General features: G+C 59.8%; 22 protein-coding genes. 12 read left to right on the top strand and 10 right to left on the bottom strand.

From position 1 onward, the window contains the following. Window positions 1-12 precede the first annotated feature (12 nt). The 4 genes from NITLEN_RS07830 to NITLEN_RS07815 are packed head-to-tail and all read right to left on the bottom strand — an operon-like array spanning window position 13 to window position 4338. Window positions 13-1488 carry a M16 family metallopeptidase gene (locus NITLEN_RS07830; protein WP_121989041.1) on the bottom strand — a complete coding sequence of 492 codons (1476 nt, stop codon included), beginning with the start codon at window positions 1486-1488 and terminating at the stop codon, window positions 13-15. Further along, window positions 1485-3083 (bottom strand): M16 family metallopeptidase, encoded by a 1599-nt coding sequence (locus NITLEN_RS07825; protein WP_121989040.1) that lies wholly within the window; start codon window positions 3081-3083, stop codon window positions 1485-1487. The genes NITLEN_RS07830 and NITLEN_RS07825 overlap by 4 nt, the downstream gene beginning before the upstream one ends. After that, window positions 3080-3727, bottom strand: a complete 648-nt coding sequence (locus NITLEN_RS07820; RefSeq protein WP_121989039.1) for an HAD family hydrolase — start codon at window positions 3725-3727, stop codon at window positions 3080-3082. The genes NITLEN_RS07825 and NITLEN_RS07820 overlap by 4 nt, the downstream gene beginning before the upstream one ends. Continuing rightward, entirely contained in the window at window positions 3724-4338 is a 615-nt protein-coding gene (locus NITLEN_RS07815) for a hypothetical protein (RefSeq protein WP_121989038.1), read from the bottom strand. Before NITLEN_RS07815 ends, NITLEN_RS07820 begins: the two co-directional genes overlap by 4 nt. 225 nt (window positions 4339-4563) lie before the next feature. Here NITLEN_RS07815 and NITLEN_RS07810 point away from each other — a divergent pair, with 225 nt between their 5' ends. Genes NITLEN_RS07810 through NITLEN_RS07800 form a run of 3 tightly spaced genes read left to right on the top strand, consistent with a single transcriptional unit; the run spans window position 4564 to window position 5942 of the window. Next, window positions 4564-4974, top strand: coding sequence for a guanyl-specific ribonuclease (locus tag NITLEN_RS07810; protein WP_121989037.1), 411 nt, complete (start codon window positions 4564-4566; stop codon window positions 4972-4974). Between the two features lie 15 nt (window positions 4975-4989). Then, window positions 4990-5544, top strand: coding sequence for a barstar family protein (locus tag NITLEN_RS07805; protein ID WP_121989036.1), 555 nt, complete (start codon window positions 4990-4992; stop codon window positions 5542-5544). Then, on the top strand, window positions 5541-5942 hold the full coding sequence (locus tag NITLEN_RS07800; protein ID WP_121989035.1) for a YidB family protein: 402 nt from the start codon (window positions 5541-5543) through the stop codon (window positions 5940-5942). The genes NITLEN_RS07805 and NITLEN_RS07800 overlap by 4 nt, the downstream gene beginning before the upstream one ends. 31 nt (window positions 5943-5973) lie before the next feature. Here NITLEN_RS07800 and NITLEN_RS07795 read toward each other — a convergent pair whose 3' ends face one another. Continuing rightward, entirely contained in the window at window positions 5974-6237 is a 264-nt protein-coding gene (locus tag NITLEN_RS07795; protein WP_121989034.1) for a hypothetical protein, read from the bottom strand. Between the two features lie 264 nt (window positions 6238-6501). Here NITLEN_RS07795 and hemL point away from each other — a divergent pair, with 264 nt between their 5' ends. Next, a complete protein-coding gene (gene hemL, locus NITLEN_RS07790) occupies window positions 6502-7785 on the top strand; it encodes a glutamate-1-semialdehyde 2,1-aminomutase (RefSeq protein ID WP_121989033.1) in 1284 nt (427 codons plus the stop codon). A gap of 219 nt (window positions 7786-8004) precedes the next feature. On the opposite strand, the gene NITLEN_RS07785 is transcribed toward hemL, so the two are convergent. Then, window positions 8005-8235, bottom strand: a complete 231-nt coding sequence (locus tag NITLEN_RS07785; protein ID WP_146216134.1) for a hypothetical protein — start codon at window positions 8233-8235, stop codon at window positions 8005-8007. Window positions 8236-8371: 136 nt separating this feature from the next. Here NITLEN_RS07785 and NITLEN_RS07780 point away from each other — a divergent pair, with 136 nt between their 5' ends. Together NITLEN_RS07780 and NITLEN_RS07775 are read left to right on the top strand one after the other, a co-directional pair. Next, window positions 8372-8914, top strand: coding sequence for a thermonuclease family protein (locus NITLEN_RS07780; RefSeq protein ID WP_181416716.1), 543 nt, complete (start codon window positions 8372-8374; stop codon window positions 8912-8914). A gap of 251 nt (window positions 8915-9165) precedes the next feature. Beyond that, window positions 9166-9816 (top strand): multidrug transporter, encoded by a 651-nt coding sequence (locus NITLEN_RS07775; RefSeq protein WP_146216133.1) that lies wholly within the window; start codon window positions 9166-9168, stop codon window positions 9814-9816. Window positions 9817-10057: 241 nt separating this feature from the next. On the opposite strand, the gene NITLEN_RS07770 is transcribed toward NITLEN_RS07775, so the two are convergent. Both NITLEN_RS07770 and NITLEN_RS07765 read right to left on the bottom strand, forming a co-directional pair. Then, window positions 10058-10471 (bottom strand): acyl-CoA thioesterase, encoded by a 414-nt coding sequence (locus tag NITLEN_RS07770; RefSeq protein ID WP_121989029.1) that lies wholly within the window; start codon window positions 10469-10471, stop codon window positions 10058-10060. A gap of 5 nt (window positions 10472-10476) precedes the next feature. Next, window positions 10477-11733, bottom strand: a complete 1257-nt coding sequence (locus NITLEN_RS07765) for a TIGR02710 family CRISPR-associated CARF protein (protein ID WP_121989028.1) — start codon at window positions 11731-11733, stop codon at window positions 10477-10479. Between the two features lie 149 nt (window positions 11734-11882). Here NITLEN_RS07765 and NITLEN_RS07760 point away from each other — a divergent pair, with 149 nt between their 5' ends. The 5 genes from NITLEN_RS07760 to NITLEN_RS07740 are packed head-to-tail and all read left to right on the top strand — an operon-like array spanning window position 11883 to window position 15630. Next, on the top strand, window positions 11883-12317 hold the full coding sequence (locus NITLEN_RS07760; protein WP_121989027.1) for an NfeD family protein: 435 nt from the start codon (window positions 11883-11885) through the stop codon (window positions 12315-12317). Window positions 12318-12357: 40 nt separating this feature from the next. Beyond that, a complete protein-coding gene (locus NITLEN_RS07755) occupies window positions 12358-13296 on the top strand; it encodes an SPFH domain-containing protein (protein ID WP_219999429.1) in 939 nt (312 codons plus the stop codon). Between the two features lie 54 nt (window positions 13297-13350). Further along, window positions 13351-13929, top strand: a complete 579-nt coding sequence (locus NITLEN_RS07750) for a D-sedoheptulose-7-phosphate isomerase (RefSeq protein WP_121989025.1) — start codon at window positions 13351-13353, stop codon at window positions 13927-13929. Further along, window positions 13913-14905, top strand: a complete 993-nt coding sequence (locus NITLEN_RS07745; protein WP_219999412.1) for a GSU2086 family protein — start codon at window positions 13913-13915, stop codon at window positions 14903-14905. Before NITLEN_RS07750 ends, NITLEN_RS07745 begins: the two co-directional genes overlap by 17 nt. 56 nt (window positions 14906-14961) lie before the next feature. After that, window positions 14962-15630: a SprT-like domain-containing protein gene (locus NITLEN_RS07740; protein ID WP_121989023.1), complete on the top strand. Its 669-nt coding sequence runs from the start codon at window positions 14962-14964 to the stop codon at window positions 15628-15630. Here NITLEN_RS07740 and NITLEN_RS07735 read toward each other — a convergent pair. Both NITLEN_RS07735 and NITLEN_RS07730 read right to left on the bottom strand, forming a co-directional pair. After that, window positions 15627-18308: a PAS domain S-box protein gene (locus NITLEN_RS07735; RefSeq protein ID WP_121989022.1), complete on the bottom strand. Its 2682-nt coding sequence runs from the start codon at window positions 18306-18308 to the stop codon at window positions 15627-15629. The genes NITLEN_RS07740 and NITLEN_RS07735 overlap by 4 nt on opposite strands. Continuing rightward, window positions 18308-22660 (bottom strand): response regulator, encoded by a 4353-nt coding sequence (locus NITLEN_RS07730; RefSeq protein ID WP_121989021.1) that lies wholly within the window; start codon window positions 22658-22660, stop codon window positions 18308-18310. The genes NITLEN_RS07735 and NITLEN_RS07730 overlap by 1 nt, the downstream gene beginning before the upstream one ends. Before the next feature lie 168 nt (window positions 22661-22828). Here NITLEN_RS07730 and rfaE2 point away from each other — a divergent pair, with 168 nt between their 5' ends. After that, entirely contained in the window at window positions 22829-23311 is a 483-nt protein-coding gene (gene rfaE2, locus NITLEN_RS07725; RefSeq protein ID WP_121989020.1) for a D-glycero-beta-D-manno-heptose 1-phosphate adenylyltransferase, read from the top strand.

Genomic DNA, 23311 nt, shown 5'->3' with positions numbered 1-23311 from the left:
GCTACTCCCTCTTCACCCTTCCGGACTCAGCTTGATTTCTTTCACTTCACCGAATGTCGAGAGCACTTTCGGCAGCATGTCGCCGGAGCCGACGGCGACGATCTTCAATCGGTCTGGATGCAGATGCTTCTTCGCCGCCGCCAACACATCTTCCTTGGTCAGCGCGATCACTTTCTCTCGGACCTGTTGAAGAAAGTCCTTGGGCAATCCGTCGTTCTCCAGTTCCACTAACCGGCTGACGATCGCCGAGGGGCTGCTGAACGAAAACACGAAGGAATTCACGTAGGCCTCTTTCGCCTCCGCCAACTCCTGATCGGTGACCGGTTCCGTCCGCATCCGTTCGATGTTGGCGATGAACCGGCTCACTACTTCCTGCGTGGAAACCAGCTTCGTCTCCGCCCGCATGAGCCAGACCCCTTGATCGTGCACGCCGGCCATTAACCGGCTGCCGACCGAGTAGGCCAGCCCGCGCTTCGTGCGCACGTCATTGAAGAGCCGGCTCCGGAACGAACTCCCGCCCAAGATATCGTTGGCGATCGCCAGGGCCACGTAGTCCGGATCATTTTCACGGATTGTGAGATGACCGACCCGTAGATGCGTCTGCGAGGTCTCTTTGTTGACGAACCGGATGGCCGGCGTCGCGCGCTGACTCTCCGGCACATCGGCAATCTTCAGTTCCGGCACCGGTCCCTTGGCCCAGTCTCCGAACACCTCGCGCAACGCTGCCAACATCTCCCCTTTCTGGAAATCACCGGTCACGCCCAAAATAATGCCGTTGGGATGGATCGTGTTTCGGTGAAAGGCCGCGAGATCGTCCCGGGTGATGCCGGTGACCGACGCGATGGATGTTTCACGGGCGGACGGATGGTCCGGACCGTACAGCAATTTCATGAATTCTCGGCCCACGACGGAGCCGGGATTGTCCTGACGGCGGCGGATCGCCTCAATCGCTTGCAATTTCGCAATCTCAACCCGCGCCGGGTCGAAGGCCGGCGTTCGGAGCAGACCGGAGAAAATTCGGAGCCCGCGCTTCAGATCCTTCTTCAGCACGTCGAGCGACGCGGAGCCGGACTCATGACCGATCGACACACTGACATCCCCTGCGAAGTACTCTAATTCTTCATCCACTTGTTCCGGCGTGAGCCCGCCGCCGCCGCCCGTCCGCATGAGGGCGCCCGTAAGCGCTGCGAGGCCGACCTTATCCGCTGGATCAAGCCAGGTGCCGGTTTTCATCGTAGCCGTCACCGTGATGAGCGGCAGTTCATGGTCTTCCAGGAGATACACGACCATGCCGTTGTCGAACACCACGCGATCCGGCTCCGGCGGAGTAAACTCGACCGGCTTGAAGGTCATCGTCCGCGGATCGCTCAGAGCCGGCCCGCCGGCGCAGGCAATCACAGCCGAACATGCGAGCACGACCGCCACGCCGAAGAGCCCTAATACGCCCGTCCTTCTCGTTTCCTGCCTCTCGATTCCTGCCCCGTTCATCGTGCCACCTCATTCCCTGCCGTCAGATTCTTCTCGCGCGCGTACTTGACGAGCGTGCCGACGGTTCGGTTGGACTTCGTGAAATACTGCTTGGCGACCCGCTGAATATCCGCCGGCGTGACGGCGGCGATCCGGTCTCGGGATTTCAACACATGCCGCCAATCACCGGCTACCGTCTGGAACAGCGCCAGCTGCGACGCGAGTCCGCTGTTCGAGCGCAGAGCCCGCACCAGATCCGCGTCGATATTGTTGACGATTTTCTGTAGCTCTTTCGCCGGGACCGGCTCGGTCTTGAGCCGTTCTAATTCGGCATAAATCGCGGCTTCTACCTCCGCCGTCGTATGGGGCGCCAGCGGCGTGGCGGTGAGAATAAAGAGATTCGGAGCGCGGACGCCGGGATAATTGGCATCGGATCCAACCGACGCGGCCAGCCGTTTCTCCCTGACCAGGATGGTCTGCAGGCGGGACGTCAGCCCGTCGGTCAGGATTTCATCGATCACGTCGAACACCTCGTCGTCAGGATGGCCCAATCCCGGCTTGTGATACCCAATCGCCACAATCGGTTCGGCATCGAATTCGACCTCGACGCGGCGCTCGCCCCGCTGCTCCGGCTCCACCGTCATGATCTCGGGCGTGGCGGTCGCGGCCGGAATCTTCCCGAACGTCCGCTCGATCAAGGCAATGACCTCTTTCGGATTGATATCCCCCACGAGGGCGATTGTCGCGTTATTCGGACCGTAATAGGTCTTGAAGAAAGCTTCGGTCGCCTCCGGAGTCAGCGACAGGATATCCGACCCCCACCCGATGGTCGGCACCCCATAGGGATGCGCTCGGAAGGCCGCCGAGGTAAAGGTTTCGAACAGTAGCCCGTTCGGACTGTCGTCGTTGCGCAGGCGGCGTTCTTCCATCACCACGCCGCGCTCTTTGTAGAATTCGCGCAGGACCGGATTCGCCATCCGGTCTGCCTCGATCGCTGCCCAGACCGGCAGCCGGTTGGCCGGGAGGTTGATCGTATAGCGGGTAAGATCTTTTCCGGTGGAGGCGTTGAGCCCCACGCCGCCGTGGCGCTGGTAGAGCAAGGCCATCTCGTTGCCGACGACATACTGGCCTGCTTGTGCTTGCAGGTCCGTTACCTGTTTCTGTAGAGCGTCCAGCGCGGCCTGCTCCTCCGGCGTCACCGCAGAGCCCTTCTTGGCCAACTCGCGCTGCCGCTGATCGAGGAGGGTCCCCACACGGGACAGCTCGGCGAGCGTCAGTTTCTCTTTATCAAAATCTTTCGTCCCGACGGTCCGTGTGCCTTTGAACGCCATGTGCTCATATAGGTGGGCCAAGCCGGTCTGGCCAACCTGCTCGTTCACTCCGCCTACCCCGAATGTAATATTAATCGAGACCACCGGCGTTTGATGGCGCTCGACCATGAGGACGGTCAGGCCATTCGCCAGCTTGTGTTCGATCACCCGGTCGGCAAGACTCGGCCCCTCGGCGAACGACGGGCTCGGAGCCGGACTCAGGCTGCACACCAGCACCACGACGAGGGCCAGCGTTCGCTTCGCGAGAAACCCGCCGGGAGTAAACCGTGACGCATGAATGATCATGTAAATATCTCCATCAGTTGTTCCGGTCGTTCGATGAACCAATCAGGCTGACAGGCCGCCATCTTCTCCCGATTCCCCATCCCATAGCCGACGGCGCAGACCCGTATGCCGGCGTTGTGGCCACCGTTGATGTCGTTGGTACTGTCGCCGACCAAAATAGCCCGCTCCTTGGGGACTTTCACCTGCTCAAGCAGGTGCAACAGCATACCAGGCTCCGGTTTCAGACCAAACCCGCTGTCTCCCCCAACGACCCAGGGGAAATACCCCGCCCCCAACCCATTGAGAATGACGCGCGTGTATTCGATCGATTTGTTCGTCGCCACGGCTTTGTGCTTGTTGGAGAAATGCTGCAACATCGGCTCGATCCCGGGAAAGAAGACCGTGCGGTCCAGACAATGCTCGAGATAGTGCCGGCGAAAAACCGCGAGCGCCTCGTCAAAACTCACCCGGTTGCTCTCACCGACGGCCAACCGCAGGAGTTTCTTGACCCCATCGCCGACGAATCCGAAAATTTCTTCCAGCGGCCGTTCCGGCAGTCCCAACTCAACCAGCGTGAGGTTGACCGAATGGGCAATGTCCCACTTCGACTCGATCAACGTGCCGTCCAAATCAAAAATCAACAAATCAACCGGAGTCTTCGTCATGGTTTGACCTTTCGCAATGTCTCTCCCAGAGCCGCCAGGATACCGCGCTTCTCGGTATCGGTTTCTTTCACCTCCGCTTCGCGCACTAAATCGATCATCCGCTTTAACCCGATATGTGGCGGAATCACCGGCTCCACGATCCGCCACTTGCTTCGAACGGCCTTTACACGAAACCGGACTTCTTCAGTGATCGCGTCAGGCACAAACGCCGCCGTTTCCAAATACACCGAGCCAAGAACCGTAAACGTGGTCGGAATGACCACTTCGAGCTTGTTGACCACTTCCCATTTCCGGTAATCCTCCGGCACCGTAACGTCTTGAATCACCACGACCCGCCCCCACAACGGCTCTTCCGTCCAGTCAATGTAGGGAACCAGCGTCTCGAACGACATGGCGTCCATGCGGGCACCCTTCTTGTCCAACCCCACATAGCGCTTGACGATCGCGGTCGGAGATTGATCGAGCGATCCGCTCTGGGCCAGCGCCGACACAGGGCTGCACAGCAAGACAAGCAACACGATGAGCGCCGATGAGCGCCGCAGGAACGGACGGTCTTCTCGGGTAGTGCACAGGTTCAACACAATGTTCGCTCCTCGCATGGCGCTCGTCATGCGTCCCTCATGGCATCACGATGGAGTCGGATCGTTCTGATGTGATATCGCGATCGGATGACAACCCGCCCTGGATTCATACTGTGAACAATTCGCTCGTATTCTATCCTACGCACGGAGTGACCGCAAAGCGATCGCATCGCCCTCGACGCGGGAGGTTTGACCTCACAAAATGCGCATGCTACCGTCGATTTGTCATTGCGACGGATGAACAGGACGCTCCGAATGCCCTTCCCCCTGATCCGGCGTTTCTCACAGTGCCTTGTGACAGCCCTCCTGCTGGGGCTGGTGATCTGTGCCGGACTGAGTGCGGGAACCGGCCTGGCAGAACCTTTCCTTCAATCGCCGCCGGCGGTGACGCAGGATCACGGCGCCGCCGCCATGGCGCCGCTCAAAGCCCAGGATCTGCTCAAGCGTTTGCAGGAACGCGACGGAGCCCCACTGCCCGGCTATATCGGCGGGCGGGACTTTCAGAACCGAGAGCGCCGGTTGCCGCGCGGCCGCTATCGCGAATATGACGTGAACCCCAAGATCCGGGGCCGTTCGCGTGATGCGGAGCGGCTGGTGATCGAACAACACACCGGCAAAGCCTACTATACAGACGACCACTACCGAACCTTCACACCTCTTAATTAGGACACGGATCATTCCATGGCATCACCACGCACCTTGATGAGTTATCTCCAGACTCCGATGGCCCCCTGGTCTTCCTTGCTCGTTATTCCAGCCGGCACGACGGCCGCCGCATTGGCCAAAGCCCCGGCTGGGTTCGCGTTGCGCGTGATCCACGGGAAAAAATGCTCGGCCCCGGCCGGCCTATTCACAGAATTCGCGCGCGCCTTAGAATTCCCCGACTATTTCGGTCATAACTGGGACGCGATGGAAGAATGCCTGGCTGATTTGGAATGGCTGCCGGCCAAGGGCTATGTGCTGCTCCTCACCGATGCCCAAGCCGTCTTGGCCGACGACGAGGACGAGTACGAAACGCTGCTCGAGATTCTGAGCGATGCCGGGGAAGCCTGGAGTCAAGGCCAGGCAAGCGGGGGGTCTAAGGCCATTGCCTTTCATACGCTCTTTGCGGTATCACACCAGGAAGCACCTAAGAGAAAACATTGGGGGATTGAGCCGGCGCCGATGCCGGATCTCCACCCCCCGACGAAAGGACGATCGTCTCGTCCTTCAAAGAATGGGAGGGCACCGCAATGAGTCTGATGGATCAACTGGGGCAAGCGGTCGGCGGCATGCTGGGCGGAAGCAGCAACCAAAATCCTTTAATGCAGGCTTTGACCGGGTTGCTTGGGCCGAACAGTTCGGTCGGAGGGCTCGCGGGACTGGTCCAAACCTTCCAAAAGAACGGCCTGGGCGAGATCGTGAACTCCTGGGTAAGCACCGGCAAGAATCTTCCTGTAACGCCCCAGCAAATTCAACAGGGCCTCGGCGGCGATCTCCTCAAACAACTGGCGACCGCAGCCGGGGTCTCGACCGATGCCGCCGGCGCCCAACTTGCGGGACTCTTACCGGATCTCGTGGACAAACTGACGCCAACGGGAAAGATTGAAGCCGGCGGACTCGATCAACTGCTGAAGATGATGCAGGGGAAATAGAACACGAGCGGGAAACAGAAGGCTGGAGAAACTATAACCCGGCTTTCCGCGAAAGATTCCGCAGTCCGCTCAAGAGGTGGGCTGCGGAACGCACGACATACCCGCTAACTTCTTGAGCCGTTGTCCCCTGAATGCCGTTGCCACGAGCGAATCCCGTCTCACTCCACCCGTTGCGAACCTGGATCCGATGTGACGGACAGATCCCATGGGTCTCCCGCCGATCCTCGAAAGGAGCTTTTTCACCAAAGACTCCGGCTAATCCTTCATGCCGGCACCACGAACACACCACCGTCATAATCTCTCCTCATTGTTCTGGTACACCGCTACTTAACAAACAGCAAATTTTGGGCCGGGATATCCCATACCGTTACCCTCTATATTTCCCAATGATTCGCCTCACATTGGCTATAGCTGCATGGGGCCGATCGTATCTAAATAGATAGGGCCGTATCTCATGAGACACTTTTGGGAACGAGATGAGGCAATGGAGGACACCTGCGCCCATCCAGTGGAGCTTTCTTGACCGGTGCAGAGGAGCATGCTAGGGTGCGCCCCCGTCATGAAAACCACACGATCAGCCCAACTCTTTGCCGCAGCGCAACAGCTCATTCCCGGTGGGGTCAATAGCCCCGTCCGAGCCTTCCGCTCTGTCGGGGGACAACCCCGGTTCATCAAGCGCGCCAAGGGAGCCAAGCTCTACGACGTCGACGGCAACACGTATCTCGACTATGTCCTCTCCTGGGGCCCAATGATCCTGGGGCATGCCGCCCCGGCCGTGATCCGGACCATTAAGAAAGCCGCCGACAACGGCACCAGTTATGGCGCACCCACGGAATTGGAAGTCACCCTCGCCCGCATGATCCGGGACGCCTTCCCGTCAATGGAGAAAGTGCGTCTCGTCAGTTCCGGAACCGAAGCCGTAATGAGCGCCATTCGTGTCGCCCGCGGCTTCACGAAGCGGGACAGCATCCTGAAATTCGAAGGCTGCTATCACGGGCACAGCGACTATTTGCTGGCCAAAGCCGGTTCGGGCCTGGCGACATTGGGCATTCCTGATTCACCCGGCGTGCCGGCTGACTTTGCCAAACACACTCTGACAGCCCCCTACAACGACATCGACACCGTGCGACGAATGGTGACCAAACATCGCAAAGACCTGGCCTGCATTATCCTGGAGCCGATCGCAGGCAATATGGGCGTCGTGCCGCCGGCGCCGGAATTCCTCTCCACTCTTCGCCGACTGACGGCAGAGAATGGCATTCTTCTCGTGTTTGACGAAGTGATTTCAGGATTTCGCGTAAACTACGGCGGCGCGCAGGCGCTTTACGGCATCACGCCGGATCTCACCATCCTCGGAAAAATCATCGGCGGAGGACTGCCGGTCGGCGCGTACGGCGGACGGGAAGAGATCATGAATCTGATCGCTCCGTCAGGGCCTGTCTATCAGGCAGGCACGCTGTCAGGAAATCCGTTGGCCGTCTCGGCGGGAATCGAAACGTTGAAGCAGCTGAAGAAAAAAGGCATCTACAAGAATCTCGAAGCGCAATCTGCGGCCCTGGCGAAGGGGATCGGCGACGCGGCGAAGAAAGCCGGCATCCCACTCATCCAGACCCGCGTGGGCTCCATGCTCACCGCCTTTTTTACATCAAGTCCTGTGAGCGATTGGAATACCGTGAAGCAGGCGGATACGGCGCGTTACGGGAAATACTTCCACAAAATGCTGGACCAGGGTATCTATCTCGCACCATCACAATTCGAAGCTTCGTTCCTCTCCACCGCCCACACGACCCAAGATATCGACAAGACCATCCGCGCCGCACATACCGCTTTCAAGAATTTATAGCGAATAGCTGATGGCCTATGGCCAGATGCTTTTTGAAGAGATGCTTGTCGCCGAGGATACGTTTCGTATCGCGAGGGATACACTTATTATCAAGTGGGAAGCTGTTCAAAACGGCTGTCCAGCAAGGCCGCAGCCACACTTAAGAGCGAGGCGTACTCTGAGTACGTTGAGCTCTTAAGTGTGGCGAGAACGCCGCTGGCGGGCGCTTTCAACAGCTTCTTATTCGTCGTCCTCGTCCTCCATGTCTAATACCTCCTGCCGCTTCTGCTCTTCCATCGCGTTATGCAGGAGCATCCGGATAAACATCGAATAGAGCGAGCCTTTTTCCAAGGTCCCTCCTGGAGGAATGGCGATTTTGTTTTCCTTAATCATGCGATCCAACCAGATTTTTTGATCCGGCGCGATCAAGATTGGAAGCTCGATCAGCCCCACCCGTCCCATCATATCCATCGTATAACCTCCGTGATTCGTGGTTCGTGAAACGTGGGCATTCCAGCACGCCGTTTTAATCATTGTCAACCGCGTGGCATGCGCCATGCTTCAGTCCTCAACCATGCGCCAGATCCTACCTTCTGTCATGATGGCCATGGTTCTCAGCGGAGCGACTGCCGGGTGGAACCTGGTTCACGCGTCCCGACTCACTGCATCCGATGGAGAGTCGACCATCCAAAAGAATTGCGATCTTTGTTGGTCGCCCGCGGTCAACGAATCTTCTCCTCCTTCGACGCTGCAGCCGCATCGCCAACACCATCCATCAGGGAGCCGTCCCCATCGATTACCTAAAGGCCGGTACAAAATCACGCCATACCAGAAACAGGCGCAGTCCTCGGCCCTAGGCCGAATCTCCGGGAGAAGGATTCCCGCCAACCAACCCATCCACACCATCGATGGCGATACGCTGCGCATGGGAGCCGAACGCATCAGGCTCCGCGGTATCGACACACCGGAGCTCACCGAACCGCGCGGGCCAGAAGCCCGGCAACGGTTGGAACAACTCCTCAAAGAAGGCCCCATCCGCATCGTCCCCCATGGTCAAGATGTCTATGGCCGCACCGTTGCTGATGTGTTTGTAAGCGGAAGAAATGTGGCGGACGTGCTCAGAAGTGAAGGGTTCGCAAAGGCCGGCTAGCGCCAATGCCTGTTGCCATACATGGGCGCACGAACTGCGCCGATCCTTGACTTATTGCACATCACACGAGACATTCATCTGCAAGCACTGCTTGATCGAACCCTGCATTGATTTTCCCCGCACGGTGATCAATAAAACTATTTTCGTAGGCCACGATGGACCATCAGAACCCTTCGAACAGCACGATACCGGCATCGATCCGTCTACAGCCGAGCCGCATCACGCTCGTCCTCGCAGCGGTGGCTTCCTGCTTGGTGCTCCTGAGTTTCACCAGTCAATTCCTCCGATATGGACTAGGGCATGACTACCTGTACGGGCTGCTGCCCATAACAGAGGAGCTCTTCCACGTCGACCGCGAGCAGAACATCTCGACCCTGTTTTCTGTCACCCTTCTGCTCTGCTCGGGCTCCCTGCTGGTCCTGATTGCTCTGATGAAACGACAACGGCAAGACCCTGATGTCTCAAAATGGATGATCCTTGCCGGGGGATTTTTCTACTTGGCAACTGATGAGGGCTGGTCACTTCATGAACGGCTGATTGAACCGGTACGCGGCCTGCTGGGACACGGTGACCTGGGGATTTTCTATTTCGCCTGGATCATTCCTGCGATGGCAGGGGTAGCGCTACTTGGAGTGCTGTTCCTGGGATTCCTTTTCCGCCTTCCGTCATCCACACGGAGGTCCTTCATCATCGCCGGAGCGCTCTACCTTGGCGGGGCCATAGGCATCGAAATGCTGGGCGGGCGATATGCCGAATTACATGGGCTTAAAAATCTGACCTATCAATTGTTCGCCCATCTCGAAGAAAGCCTGGAGATGGCGGGAATCATCCTCTTCATTCATACACTGCTTCACTATCTCGCCGAGCAGTATCCTGAAATCCGGTTACTAACGCATCAATAAAGCCCCTAAATCCCCTTGCAGAGCCAGGCCACATGGCCCCAGAAATCCCAGCAACAGGCTTCTCTTACGACGGAAGACAGACCCGTGAGTCGCGAGCGGAAGGCGCTGGACGAAGAAGAACGCGGCTTCGATGAGTTATGGCTTCTTTTTATGCTTATCTGATGGGTTCTCTGAGAACAACAGCCAGCCGAGGACGATGAATCCGATGGCGACGCCGGTGACGGCGAGCCAGGTTCCGAGCTTATCCATGTAGTAATGACTCCTTATCGGCTCCGGTCTGTAGTACGGCGACGACCGCCTTATCAAGACGTTTCACCTTGCCCCGTCCATCCGTCGAGGCCAGTCGAGCTGATCCTTCCACAATCACGCGCCCGCTCGCCTTTTCTTTCACCACATGAGCGAAGGTCATGGAAGCGGCACTCAGATCTGAAACGACGGTATCGACGAGCAACGTGTCGCCGTACCGCGCGGGAGACCGATAGTCCAGTTCCGCGCGCACAACCACAAACACCGTCCCTGCCTTCATCAGACCGGACACCGACAGCCCCCGCTCTTCAAGATAGTGTGTCCGCGCCCGTTCAAAATACTTCAGATAGTTGGCGTAATACACCACTCCGCCGCAATCCGTATCCTCATAGTAGATTTTGACTTCCATGGAGGTTAGAGCGCGAGCGTGGGGAACTTCGGCAACGAGGCCTCTGTTACCCCGGTCAGCTTCAAGACGATGTCGTATAGCTGTTGCACCCGTTCGGCCTTGACCGGCTCAAAACCGTGGCCGAGCACGCCATGATTCGCGGCGTCAAGCAGCGGTTTCATGATCGGCCACTCGTGCAGGAATGCGTGCCCCAGTGGATCGCCCAGCTCCGCGAGCGCGCGGAACTGGCTCGGCAACGGCATGCTGTACTTCCCGTCAACATCGTTCAACCAGGATGTCCGGCAGGCGTCCTGAAGTATCTGCGGGAGCTGCTCAGGCTGCACATCCCACGTCTTGATCTTGTGCTGTTTGAACAGCTGCCGCTGCGCAAACGATTCGAGCGCGCGCATCAAAGCAATCATCGCCGCTTCCGGATCATGAACCACATGGAGGCGACGATTCACATGCGCGAGCAGATCGAGGCTCAGCGAATCTTTGACCGCGGCGGGATCGAGCACGAGACGTTCAAGGAAGCCAGCATTGGCTTTGATCCCCGGCAAGACCGCTTTCAGTCCCGGCGGTCCGCCCCAGAGCGACGCCATTTCTAAGGCCTTCGCGGCGGTCTTCAATTTGTCCCAGGCCTGCCGATAATGAAATCGTTCCCAAAATTCATAGCCCTCGGCGAGATCGGCGAAGGCGCGATAGGTCGGTTTCTGCCCGCCGCTCACTCGCGATTCGATCTCCCGAAACTGTCTGGCCGCGGCCTGATACATCCCACGATTAAACAGCTCAGCGGCCTCATGCCGTGAGACCAATGCCACATCGTCCCAAAGATTGCCCTGTGCCCAGCGCATCGACCGGCCATTGAGTGGAATCGGTTCACTCTCCTCGCCCTCGCGCCACGGCAGCAGGGCTACCGTTCGCGAACTGATCGGGAGGGTCACCAGCGTCAGCGCACCAGCCATGGCCGGAGTGGCGCCGGTGAGATCGAGTACCAGATCGCCCGAGTGGACATCCCACGCCTTCAGCAAATCCGGCAGCGCGCCGGCCAGCACACGGTGGCAGGCAGCCACATCGATCGTATCGGCCAGTGTGACCCAATCCCATCGTCTGGGCATATGCTCAATGTGCGGTTGAACAGCCGACTCCACCAACCCCTTCGCGGACTCCGGCAACACAAAGCAGAGCGCCTCCGGCTGGAGCCGATTGATGGCATAGACGGTCGCCGCCGCATCGTCAGTAAACGCGACCAGCAACACCTTCGTGGGTTGTTCGTGAGCCATTGCGCGCGGACTATAGCATCGGCCAGAGAGGTGATCAATTCCCGGTCAGGCCATGCCCGTTCTGCTTGACGGTCTCTGGAAACCGGCTTAGACTTTCCTCCATTACTCATGCCTCTGCGCTCGCTCACCGCTCAAGACGAGGTTCTGCAATGATCTGGTGGTACTGGCTCTTGCTCGGGTTGCTCCTGTTGGGCGCCGAGATGATGACCCCCGGGGGATTCTACATTCTCTTTTTCGGCCTCGCCGCCCTGGTCGTCGGAGCGCTCGCGTGGCTGGAACTCGTCCCGGGAGAGTCCGTCCAATGGCTGCTCTTCTCCGGCATCGCCATCGCCTCATTACTGCTGTTTCGCGGCCCTCTGCTGGCGCGTATCCATACCGCGGAAGGGAACCACCCCGACGTTGATTCGATGATAGGCGAAATCGCCATACCCGTAGACACCCTGGCCGCCGGAGCCATCGGAAAAGTCGAGCTCAGGGGCACCACCTGGTCAGCGAAGAATGCCGCCCTGACCCCGTTGCTCAAGGGACAACGCAGCAAAGTCACCGGCATAGACGGTCTGACGCTCTTGATTACCGGCGAGTAACAGGAACCTTTCACGTGAGGACAACATTATGGATGGTGGTATGAGCGGCGGATTTCTAGTCACCCTGTTGTTGGCCCTGTTCGTCATCTACGTCTTCGCAAAAACCGCCGTCGTCGTCCCGCAACAAAGCGCCTATGTCGTCGAGCGTCTCGGCAAATATTCAGCGACGCTGGATGCCGGCTTCCACATCCTGCTGCCCTTCATCGACAACATCCGTTACAAACATTCGCTCAAAGAAACCGCGATCGATATCCCCGAGCAGGTCTGCATCACCCGCGATAACGTCCAGGTCTCGGTGGACGGCATCCTCTACCTCAAGGTTTTGCATCCCCAGCGTGCCTCCTATGGCATCAGCGATTACGGATTCGCCTTGATCCAGCTGGCCCAAACCACCCTGCGAAGCGAGGTCGGAAAAATCGAGCTTGATCGCACGTTCGAGGAACGGACCAACATCAATATCCAAGTCGTCAATGAGCTCGACAAAGCCTCGGATCCCTGGGGCGTCAAAGTCCTGCGCTACGAGATCAAGAACATCACGCCCCCGAAAGACGTGCTCAATGCGATGGAAAAGCAGATGCGAGCGGAGCGGGAAAAGCGCGCCGTCATCCTCACCTCGGAAGGCGAACGCGACGCCGCCATCAATCAAGCCGAGGGTGAAAAGCAACAAGTCATCAAGGCCTCGGAAGCAAAGAAGCAGCAGCAGATCAATGAAGCCGAAGGCGCCGCCTCGGCCATTCTCGCGATCGCCCAAGCGACCGCCGAAGGACTCCGCAAGGTGGCCGAGACCATTCAAATGCCCGGCGGTCAGGAAGCCGTGCAGCTCCGTGTGGCGGAACAATACATCACCAAATTCGGCGAGCTGGCCAAGACCACCAACACCCTCATTCTCCCGGCAACCGTCTCCGACGTGGGCTCCATGATCGCGCTGGCGATGAGCGCGATCAAGCAGGGCTCACCGACCCTGCCGCCGAAAGCATAGCGCCATAGGACCTGCGTTGACAGTCTCACTGCGCTTGCCTAGAATCGCCGGCAGATGAAAGATTTGATCCTCAAGGCCTTCTCCGATAGCGCGGCCGTCAAACAACAATTTGCGCGCGACCACGCCGACCGCATCGCTCACGTCACCGCGCTGATGGTGACGGCGTTTCGCGAAGGACGTAAAGTCCTGCTCTTCGGCAATGGCGGCAGCGCCACGGACGCCGCGCATATCGCGGCGGAATTCGTCGGCCGCTACAAGCGCGAGCGCGCGCCGTTGCCGGCCATCGCCCTCGCCACGGACATCGCCGCGATCACCTGCATCGCCAACGACTACGGCTTCGACGAACTCTTCGCCCGACAGGTGCGGGCCCACGGCCAGAAGGGCGATATCGCCATCGGCATCAGCACTAGCGGCAATTCGCCGAACGTGTTGAAAGGCGTCGCGGCCGCGCGCGAATGCGGCCTGATCACCGTGGCCTGGACCGGCGGCACCGGCGGCAAACTCGCCCCCCTCGTCGATCATGCGTTCGTCGTCCCTTCGACCGTCACGGCGCGCATCCAGGAAAGCCATATCACGCTCGGTCATGTCTTGTGCGAACTCGTAGAGGAAACACTCCTTGGCACCGCGTCCTAACCGGACTCCCCCGCAACGTCCCCCGCGTCCGTTGATTCCTCCGATCGATGTCTCGGATCTGACCACCTATCCGCTAAAAAAGCGGCACAGTAAAGTGCGGGTCGCCGACTTCGCCAGGCCCTGGACCCGCGGAGGCTCGTTCGAGCAATTCTTCGCATCGCTGCCCGATCTGCTCGCCGTAAAAACGGTGCGCGCCGTGGCGGCCGCCATCGCGACGGCCCATCGCCAACGACGCCCGGTCATCATCGGTATCGGCGCCCATGTGATCAAGGTAGGTCTCGCGCCGCTGCTCGTCGACCTCATGGAACGCGGCATCATCACGGCCGTGGCCATGAACGGAGCCGGCATCATCCACGATTTCGAGCTGGCGCTCATGGGGCACACGTCCGAAGAAGTGGACGCCGAGATCGACGAAGGCCGCTTCGGCATGGCCGAAGACACCGGACGCATCCTGAACGAGGCCATCACCCTGGGCGCACAACATGGTCAGGGGCTCGGAGAGGCCGTCGGGCACTACATCAATCGCTATCAAGGTCAGTTTCCCAACCGCGCGACCAGCATCCTCGCCACCGGCGCAAAGCTGGGGCTTCCCGTCACCGTGCACGTCGCCATTGGAACGGATATCATTCACATGCATCCGGCCGCAGACGGCGCCGCCATCGGAGCCACCTCTCTATTGGATTTTCGCCGGCTGGCCGCGGTAGTCGCCGGCATGGAAGGAGGGGTCTACCTGAACGTGGGGTCGGCCGTCATTCTGCCGGAAGTGTTTTTGAAAACAGTCTCGTTAGGACGCAATCTGGGCAATCCGCTGACCAAGATCACCACGGTGAATATGGATTTCCTCTCGCACTATCGGCCCCTGACCAATGTGGTACGGCGCCCGACTCAAAAAGGCGGCAAGGGCTATGCGCTGACCGGTCACCATGAAATCATGCTCCCGCTCTTGGCCGCGGCGGTGCTGGAGCAAATCCGTTAGCACCGGTTTCCTGGACTCGTCACCGGCCCACCTGCAACGTACGGAGCTGCATCGCCATGACGCTCTCTGTTGAACAATTACAGACTGAGTGGCGCCGCTTAAACGAGCGCTACTTTGAAGGGCTGCTGCCGCCGATCCCCGTGGTATGGAGTCGCCGCCTCACCTCGTCGGTCGGCATGTTCGTCAGCCGAGGCGGCCCGCGCCCGCGGGCATTCGATGACGCGATGCCGAATCGGACGACGCGGGAGATACGCTTGTCCGAACCCTTGATGGCACGCTTGGCTGAACGAACCCCCTACGCCGGGCAGGAACTGCTCAATACCTTAGCCCATGAAATGATTCATCAATGGCAATTCGACATCCTGAAACGGAAGCCGAACCATGGCCCTGATTTTGTCCGAAAAATGACCGATATGAACCGGAGCGGGCTGGTCGCGATTACGATCTACCACTCGCTGCACAAAGAAGTGCTGGCGCTGGCTCAGTTTGCGTGGCGCTGCAAGAATTGCGGAAGGGTGTATCGCCGTCAGCGCAAGACCATTCAGCCACGACGGCATCTCTGCGGAACCTGCCGGGGAGCGTTGCAGGAATTGCCGATCCTATCTCGCACCGTCGCCGCACCTCCGCCGACCCTTCATAGCCCCACAGCACAGTTGCAGCCTATGCCGAGCCAATTATCCCTGGGTTGGGGAGCTCCACTGGCACCGCACACGGATACTCGCTAGGCGGCTTGCTCGGAACGCCCGTCCGAGTCAGTGCCAGGGTGATCCAGATGGGTCCACGCAACCACCTGATTGCCACAACCCCGGTATTCCAGCCGGTCAAAGCTGAGACTCTTGGATATCGCGATGCCACGCCCGTGAGAATCCACCAGATTCGCCAGATCGAGGTTCAGATACTTCGCCCAGTCAAATCCCTCTCCGTCATCGACGATAGAAATCCGTAATTCCTTCTCGCTCCGGTCCATTGCCACCCGCACGCGCTTCGACGCGTGGATAGGGAGCGCCAGTCTCCGTGCCACTTCATCATCCAAGCGGCCTTCTTCCAGCAGCGCGGTTTTTTCTTGATAGGAGATACCCAGGTTGCCATGCTCGACGCCATTCACCAGCAACTCCACCAAACCCAATTGCGTACGCGACGGGTCCGGATATGCATAGGCCAGAAGCTCCGCCAGATGTTTGGCCTCCGTCGCCGTCCGCAATTCAAACTGCCCCTGCCGAAGCAGGCGCATCGTGTGCGCGGCGGTCCGCTTGCGATCGGTAATGTCTTCCATCACTGCCAAATACCGCACCCCGTGATCCGTCTCCAGGGGCCAGACGGATACCTGCACCCAACAAAGGGCCGATCCGGCAGCGGCCAGCCGGCATTCTTCACTGATCGGAACCATGCCCTCACGCAAGCCCGCCCAAGCATCGTCAATCTGTCGCCGGTCTTCGTGGCACACCCACTCCCGCCAGGACAGGTTCGGCGAGGCTCCGGCAGGCCACACTCCGCCCTGCTCCAACAGCTGGTCCAACGCCCGGTTGCGGTACACGCACTGCCCCTCGTGGTTCAGTTCGAACAAACTCAGCGGCAGCAGCTCCGACAACATACGAAAATACACGGCGCCTTCCTCAAGCTGTTTCAACATGGCCTTGCGCGCACTGATGTCCCGAATGAACGCGCTGAAGAGCACCGTGTGCTCCAGCTTGACCGGGATTATGAACAACTCGACCGGGAACTCCTCCGCCGTCCGCCGAATCGCGGTGATTTCGACTTGCTGATTCAGCCGCGGTCCGGCATTCGTCGCCAAATAGTTGGCCAATCCCACCCGATGCGCCTCACGAAGTGACGGAGGCACGATCAGCTCAGCCAGGTCCCGCCCCACCGCGTCTCGCTCCGACCATCCAAAAACTTCCTCGGCTCTCGGATTCCAGCCGCAGATCCGACCCGCCTCGTCCATGGTCACGATCGCGTCCATAGCGCCATTGATGACCGCACGAAGGCGCATCTCGCTCTCTTGAACGTTCCGCTCTGCGGCCTTCCGCGCCGTGATATCCCGCACAATGCCGGTGAAGCAGCGCTGGCCATCGAGCTCCATCTCGCTGACCCCCAAATCCATGGGAAAGATCGATCCATCGCGCCGTCGGCCGACCACTTCACGGCCCTGACCGATGACCTTGGCCACTCCCGTGTGGAGAAACGCCGAGAGATATCCGTCATGCTCGGACCGATACGGCTCCGGCATCAGCATGCTGACATTGCGTCCCATCGCCTCGTCCGCGGAATAGCCGAAGAGTTTTTCGGCGGCAGGATTGAACGAGAGAATACACCCGGCTTGATCGATGCTGATAATGCCGTCAATGGCATGCGTGACCACTGCGCCGAGCTGCGCGTCACGGTCCCGCAACAGGCGTTGCGCCCGCGCCGCCTTCTCCTGTTCACGGTGCTGACTGTGCTTCACCCACACAATGGGCCCCAACATGAGGACAAATCCCGCAGTGCCAACCAGCACAATCTTCGCCAGCAAGTTCCGGATGCTGGCCAGCATATTGGCCCGATCGGCTCGAACGAGTACGCCCCATTGCAAAGTCGCGAGCGAACGCACACCCTGCATTCGGGCATACCCGGTCACCACTGGAACGTTTCGGATGCGATGCGTCTCTTCGACATACCCCGGACGGCTCGTGGCCACTTTGACGGCCGATGGCAGGCCCAGTTCACGCAGATTGATGGCCAAATTATCCCGGTCATCAAGCGTCAGCAGCAAATTCCCATCAGCATCCAAGATCCGATACCGCACGGTTCCGAAGTTCTGGGTTTGGGAGGCGAACTGCTTCACCGTCTCCTCCACCAGCTGATTCCACAGGCCCGCATCGACCTCCGACATGATGACTCCGTGAAACGCGCCGAGATCGCCATGAATCGGCGCAGAAAACACGACACTCTGCAATTGCCCGCGTGCCATCGCCTGGCTCGTCTTCTTGACCGTTTCAGCGTACACCCGGGGGATATGCCACACCGCTTGGAACCACGACGCGTCCCGAACGTCTCGCCCGATCCAGGCCTGGTCGGTGGAGGCGATGACCCGGCCGGTTCTGTCCGCGACGGCCAGACGCGCGTACACGGGGTAGGCGCGCTGCACCGCGCGCAAGTGCTCAACGATCCGGGCGGCATCGGAACCGCGCACTTGCGGGGCCGTGGCCAATAGCTCGATGTCTCCGTCCCGCTCCCGGAGCATCGCATCCAGCTTGCCCGCCACTTCCGTTGCGCCCAGTGCGAGACTCTCGCCGCCCCGCGCCACTAATTCCTGCTCGACCATCCATACCCCGCTCAGACCCAACAGGCCGGCGCCGATCACGGCGACGACAAGGCCGAACGTACCTTGCGACGCCACCGTGTGCCACTGCCGATAGAATGCCATTACGCGGCCTCCCTGAGATCCCGCTCCAACTGTTCCCGGACTCGATGAAACTCCAACTCCAACTCGGTCAGCAGTTCGGGAACGACCGCCAGCCCCTGAGCCGCCCCGGCCACCACGCGGTCACAAAGCCGCGCCAGGCCCAACGCCCCCAGATTCGATGCGCTGCCCTTCAAACTATGCGCGATCCGTTGCACCTCTTCGGCGCTCCCTTTGCGACAGGCGGTACCTAACAGCGCCAACTTGTCCGGCGTGTCGGCCAGGAAGTGCCTCACGAGTCTGGTCAAAAACCCTGGATCGTCCTCATCGCTCAACACCCTGAGCCCGTCGAATACCAGCGGATCAATCGTGGCCCCCTCATACGGCGCCGCCTCCGGAACACGGACTGGAACAGCCGGCCGCCGCCAACGCTCAAACACCGCCGCCAACGATTCAGTCGTGATCGGTTTCGTCACATAGTCGTCCATCCCGGCCCGCAGGCAGCGCTCCCGATCGCCCTGCATGGCGTTCGCGGTCATGGCAATGACGATGGTATGCCGAGCCCCGGCCTCGCGCCGGCGAATGTCCGCGGCCGCTTCGAAGCCGTCCATTTCCGGCATCTGGCAATCCATGAACACCAAGTCATACGCAAGACGCGAGAGCGCCTCGACCGCTTCACGGCCGTTGGCCACGACATCCACGCGATGCCCCAGCCGCTCGAACATCCGAACGGCGACCTTCTGATTGATGATGTTGTCTTCAGCGAGCAAAATCTTCATCCCCGACGATGTCACGGCCTCGGCAAGCGTGTGCCGGGTCACCAACTCTTGGTTCGGCGGCATCCGCTCGCCGGCGGACGAGACAGCCGGTTGCTCCGACACCATGGCCAGACAGCGCACGAGCTGGCTTTCTCTGATCGGCTTGGTGAGATAGGCTGAGATCCCCATCGCCTTGGCCGCTTTCGCATCGCCTCGCCTTCCGACCGAGGTCAACAGGATCACACGCAGCGCCCCTTTCGTCGCAATCACGGATTGCGCCAGTTGCAGTCCGTCGGACTTCGCCAGATCGGCATCGATGATGGCGGCGTCATAGAACAGGCCGCTGCGCGCTTGTTCGTGAAGATGCGGAAGGACATCCGAATGGTCGCTGATGACCGTGGACTCCACTTCCCATTTCTTCATGAGCAGGGCGAGAATCCGGCAATTGATCGGCTTGTCGTCGACGATCAACACGCGTTTCCCCCGCACCGAGAGCGCTTCCGGCACAACCGGATCACCCGCTGCGCCTTGCAGTTCAAAGCGGGCAGTGAACCAGAACGTACTGCCGGCTCCCGGCTGGCTGGCCACGCCGATCTCTCCCCCCATCAGCTCGACCAGGCGTTTACAAATCGCCAGCCCTAATCCGGTTCCTCCGTATTTTCTCGTCGTGGAGCCATCGGCCTGACTGAACGCTTGGAACAACCGAGCCTGCTGGGCCTCCGACAGGCCGATCCCGGTGTCCGTGACATCGAACCGGACGAAGACCGCGCCGGCTTGCTGAGAAGCAAGCCGGACCTGCACGACGACATCTCCCTGCTCGGTAAACTTAATGGCGTTCCCCACCAGATTGGTCAGCACCTGGCGCACTCGTCCGGGATCGCCGCGCAACGCCGTGAGCACGTCGGCGTGAAAGAGGCACGCCAGATTCAACTGTTTGGATGAGGCCCGTTCCGCAAGCAGGTCCAGCGAATCCTCGACGGCGTGCCGCAGGTCGAACTCGATAATCTCGAGATTCAGCTTGCCCGCTTCGATCTTTGAGAAATCCAGAATGTCATTGATGATCGTCAGCAGATGATCGCCGCAACTCCGCACGGCTTCGCCATACTCCCGTTGCTCCGCCGTCAACTCCGTGTCGAGCAGCAACCCCGTCATCCCGATGACGCCGTTCATCGGCGTCCGGATCTCGTGACTCATCGTCGCCAGAAACGCGGACTTGGCTTCAGTAGCGGCGCGCGCCTGGCCCAAGGCTTCATCAAGGTCGTAATTGCTGCGTTCCAACTGCTGCGCATAGGACGACAGGGCTTGCTCCGATTCCTTGCGCTGAGAGATATCCCGGATGAAGGCGCTGAACACCACCGTGTCATCCAGGCGCAAATGCGCGATAGAGAGTTCGGCCGGAAACATCCGCCCGTCACGATGGCACGCCTGGACTTCCACCAGCCTCCCGAGAATGCTCACCTGGCCCGTCTTGAGATACCGTGCCAGCCCGGCTCGATGCGCATCCCGATGATCGGCGGGAATGATGGTGTCGGCAAGATCTTTGCCGATCGCTTCGTGCGCCTGCCAGCCGAAGAGCAGCTCCGCTTGCGCATTCCACTCCGTGATGATCCCGTCCGGATCCATCGTGACGATCGCATCCAGCGCCGTATCGATGATGAGGCGCGTCCGGCTCTCAGTTTCTCGCAGCGCGGCTTCCACCTCCGCCCGTTCCAGAAAGAGCCCGATCTGGCCTCCGATCGTCGCGAGCGTCCGCAAGAGGTCCGCGTCGCGCGGATGGATCTCCCGGCTGAAGAACTCCATGATGCCGAACACGCTGGCCCGCAGCCAGACGGGAAACACGCAGCCGGCATGCAGCCCGTTTAGCGAGGCAGCCGCCGTGCGGACAAAGGCGCGATCCCGCAAGACATCCGGCTCCCACAGCGGCTCGCCGCGCGCCCAGCACCGGCCGGGAAATCCGACATCGGACGAAAAGGTCTCGCGACGGCTGGCCTCAAAAAACTCTTCCACAAGAGAGGGCTGCGCGCTCCATGTCTGCGTACAGCGGAGCAGGCGCGTCTTTTCCTGGACCAGCCAAAATGTGCCCACCTGCCATTCGAGGCTCGACCCGATGACACGCAGCAGTTCGGGAATCGCCTGCTCGACTGTTGACGCTTCGGCAAGGACTTTCGCGACCGCATGCTGGAGGGCTTGGCGACGCTGCGCATACTTCTGATCCGTGATGTCGCGCGTGACGCTCAGCACCGACGGACTGGCGCCCTGAGCGCCGGGCAACAACACCGACGTCATCTCAAACCAGCGCGATTGCCCCGACAATCCCAGCAGCCGCCCGCTGGTCAACACCCCTCGTCCCTGAAGGGCGGCGGCATGGGCATCCTCATATGCGCGGCGATCGTCCTCATGCACCCATTGCGCGATATCCCGCCCCAATATTTCCTCGGGGAACGCGGCGTCGAAGAGCGCGCAGCCGGCAGGATTGATTTGGAGCACCCGCCGATCGCGGTCGGTGACTAAGACGCCTTCCGGCTCCACTTCAAGAATGGTCTGCAGCCAGTGCTCGTTCGCGCGCGCACGCGCGCGCTCCTCCTGAGCATCCTGCCACTCGACTTGAGCACGGCGGGTGATATAGACCAACCAGCCGATGAGAGGCCCTACAATCAACACCGCCGCCGCGCCCACGGTCCAAAAAAACCGATGGACCGGCGCCACCACCTCCGCTCGATCCACCCGCAAGAGCACCGTCCACTTGGGGCTCTCCACATCACCATCGTGCCGTCGCAGGCGGGCATAGCCGGTCAGCACCGGTACGTGGCGGACTAGATGCTCCTCCTCAACGTAGCCTGACTCACCCGACGCCGCGAGCCGAACCGAGGGAAGGTTCCTCCGTACCAGGTTGACCTGCCCACTGCGGGAGACATCCGAATCAATGAACACCACGCCGTCTTCCCGGAGGACTTTGTATTCGACCGTGTGAAAGAACGATGTCCGCCGTTGGAACGGACCAATCGCCTCGGTCACGAGTTTCTCCAACTGTTCAGCGCTCACCCGCGTCGTCACCACCCCGCGAATCGATTGGCGCTCGACATCAACCCGATGATCCACGATCGGAGCCGAGAAGGAAACCGTCTCTGCGCCGTGACTGACTTCGTCTGGTGCGATATCCCCGATGTAGAACCCGGCGTGCCGCTGTCGCACCGCCTGAAACCAATGGCTGGCACGGACATTGAGCCGGCGCGCCTGAAGGTCCGTGGTTTCGGTCATATGGCCATCCGGATCAGCGACTCCGATCCAAAGATATTGCGGATAGGCTTGATGGAAGGTCGTCAAAATATGGTGTCGTGCAACCGACGTTCCGCCGCTGATCGCCAGCGACTCCGAAAGAAACTGCGCATCGCCGATCCGTTCTTTCAGCAGGAGATCAAGTTTGTCGGCCACTTCCGCCGCCATGATCGACACCGTTTCTCCAGATGCCGCCACGGTTCGTCGCTCCAGCCAGGTCACCCCCACAACCACCGACACGAGCGTCGCGACCGTGATGACCCCGATCAGGGTGACCTGATAGCCGTGCTTGAAGATATTGCGTCCGGTACCGAACGAAAGCCTGTGATCGCTGGCCGACATTCCTTGCCTCTTGAACCCGTTCCGATGCCCCGCGCAGGGATCTCCCCTGCTCCCGGTTAGCGTCTGTATCGGGTCGTTCTTTCACGAACTTAAGGAATTCAGCAGAAAATCCATGTATCCGATAGTCCTGCTTCCCATCGGCTGACGCGACAGGTATGATGGCAGGCGATGCCATCTAAGATTGTGACCAAAGAACAATTGGTTGACCAACTCCAAACTCTGCGAGCCGGCGGTTCCCGTATCGTGTTCACCAACGGCTGTTTTGATCTCATGCATATCGGCCATACCCGCTACCTACAGGCGGCCAAAGCCCTGGGGGACCTCCTGGTGGTAGGGGTCAACAGCGATGAGTCCGTTCGGAGCTTACACAAAGCGCCGGACCGGCCGATTGTGCCCGACGCCCAACGGGCGGAGGTCCTCGCGGCGTTGGAATGTGTCGATTTCGTTGTGGTATTTTCCGAATCCGATCCCAAGGCGCTCATTACGATGGTTCAACCGGATGTGCTGGTCAAAGGCGGTGACTGGTCGCTGGATCGCATCATCGGACGGGACGTTGTGGAAGCGCGCGGAGGCCTGGTCCGAACCATTCCCCTGGTCCCCGGTTTCTCTACAACGGCATTGATTCACCGTATTCGCTCAGTCTCAGCTTAA

Source organism: Nitrospira lenta, from assembly GCF_900403705.1.
GTDB classification, from domain to species: domain Bacteria; phylum Nitrospirota; class Nitrospiria; order Nitrospirales; family Nitrospiraceae; genus Nitrospira_D; species Nitrospira_D lenta.
The sequence above is the reverse complement of the archived record's forward strand: the minus strand, read 5'-3'. Positions and strand labels throughout refer to the sequence as shown.

Bases quoted from the DNA above. Each gene is read 5' to 3' on its own strand.
- rfaE2 (WP_121989020.1), top strand. From the start codon at position 22,829: ATGCCATCTAAGATTGTGACCAAAGAACAATTGGTTGACCAACTCCAA.
- NITLEN_RS07735 (WP_121989022.1), bottom strand. From the start codon at position 18,308: ATGGCATTCTATCGGCAGTGGCACACGGTGGCGTCGCAAGGTACGTTC.
- NITLEN_RS07740 (WP_121989023.1), top strand. From the start codon at position 14,962: ATGACGCTCTCTGTTGAACAATTACAGACTGAGTGGCGCCGCTTAAAC.
- NITLEN_RS07785 (WP_146216134.1), bottom strand. From the start codon at position 8,235: ATGGATATGATGGGACGGGTGGGGCTGATCGAGCTTCCAATCTTGATC.
- NITLEN_RS07805 (WP_121989036.1), top strand. From the start codon at position 4,990: ATGGCATCACCACGCACCTTGATGAGTTATCTCCAGACTCCGATGGCC.
- NITLEN_RS07730 (WP_121989021.1), bottom strand. From the start codon at position 22,660: ATGTCGGCCAGCGATCACAGGCTTTCGTTCGGTACCGGACGCAATATC.
- NITLEN_RS07800 (WP_121989035.1), top strand. From the start codon at position 5,541: ATGAGTCTGATGGATCAACTGGGGCAAGCGGTCGGCGGCATGCTGGGC.
- NITLEN_RS07795 (WP_121989034.1), bottom strand. From the start codon at position 6,237: ATGACGGTGGTGTGTTCGTGGTGCCGGCATGAAGGATTAGCCGGAGTC.
- NITLEN_RS07760 (WP_121989027.1), top strand. From the start codon at position 11,883: ATGATCTGGTGGTACTGGCTCTTGCTCGGGTTGCTCCTGTTGGGCGCC.
- hemL (WP_121989033.1), top strand. From the start codon at position 6,502: ATGAAAACCACACGATCAGCCCAACTCTTTGCCGCAGCGCAACAGCTC.
- NITLEN_RS07815 (WP_121989038.1), bottom strand. From the start codon at position 4,338: ATGACGAGCGCCATGCGAGGAGCGAACATTGTGTTGAACCTGTGCACT.
- NITLEN_RS07820 (WP_121989039.1), bottom strand. From the start codon at position 3,727: ATGACGAAGACTCCGGTTGATTTGTTGATTTTTGATTTGGACGGCACG.
- NITLEN_RS07755 (WP_219999429.1), top strand. From the start codon at position 12,358: ATGAGCGGCGGATTTCTAGTCACCCTGTTGTTGGCCCTGTTCGTCATC.
- NITLEN_RS07830 (WP_121989041.1), bottom strand. From the start codon at position 1,488: ATGAACGGGGCAGGAATCGAGAGGCAGGAAACGAGAAGGACGGGCGTA.
- NITLEN_RS07750 (WP_121989025.1), top strand. From the start codon at position 13,351: ATGAAAGATTTGATCCTCAAGGCCTTCTCCGATAGCGCGGCCGTCAAA.
- NITLEN_RS07780 (WP_181416716.1), top strand. From the start codon at position 8,372: ATGGTTCTCAGCGGAGCGACTGCCGGGTGGAACCTGGTTCACGCGTCC.
- NITLEN_RS07810 (WP_121989037.1), top strand. From the start codon at position 4,564: ATGCCCTTCCCCCTGATCCGGCGTTTCTCACAGTGCCTTGTGACAGCC.
- NITLEN_RS07770 (WP_121989029.1), bottom strand. From the start codon at position 10,471: ATGGAAGTCAAAATCTACTATGAGGATACGGATTGCGGCGGAGTGGTG.
- NITLEN_RS07765 (WP_121989028.1), bottom strand. From the start codon at position 11,733: ATGGCTCACGAACAACCCACGAAGGTGTTGCTGGTCGCGTTTACTGAC.
- NITLEN_RS07825 (WP_121989040.1), bottom strand. From the start codon at position 3,083: ATGATCATTCATGCGTCACGGTTTACTCCCGGCGGGTTTCTCGCGAAG.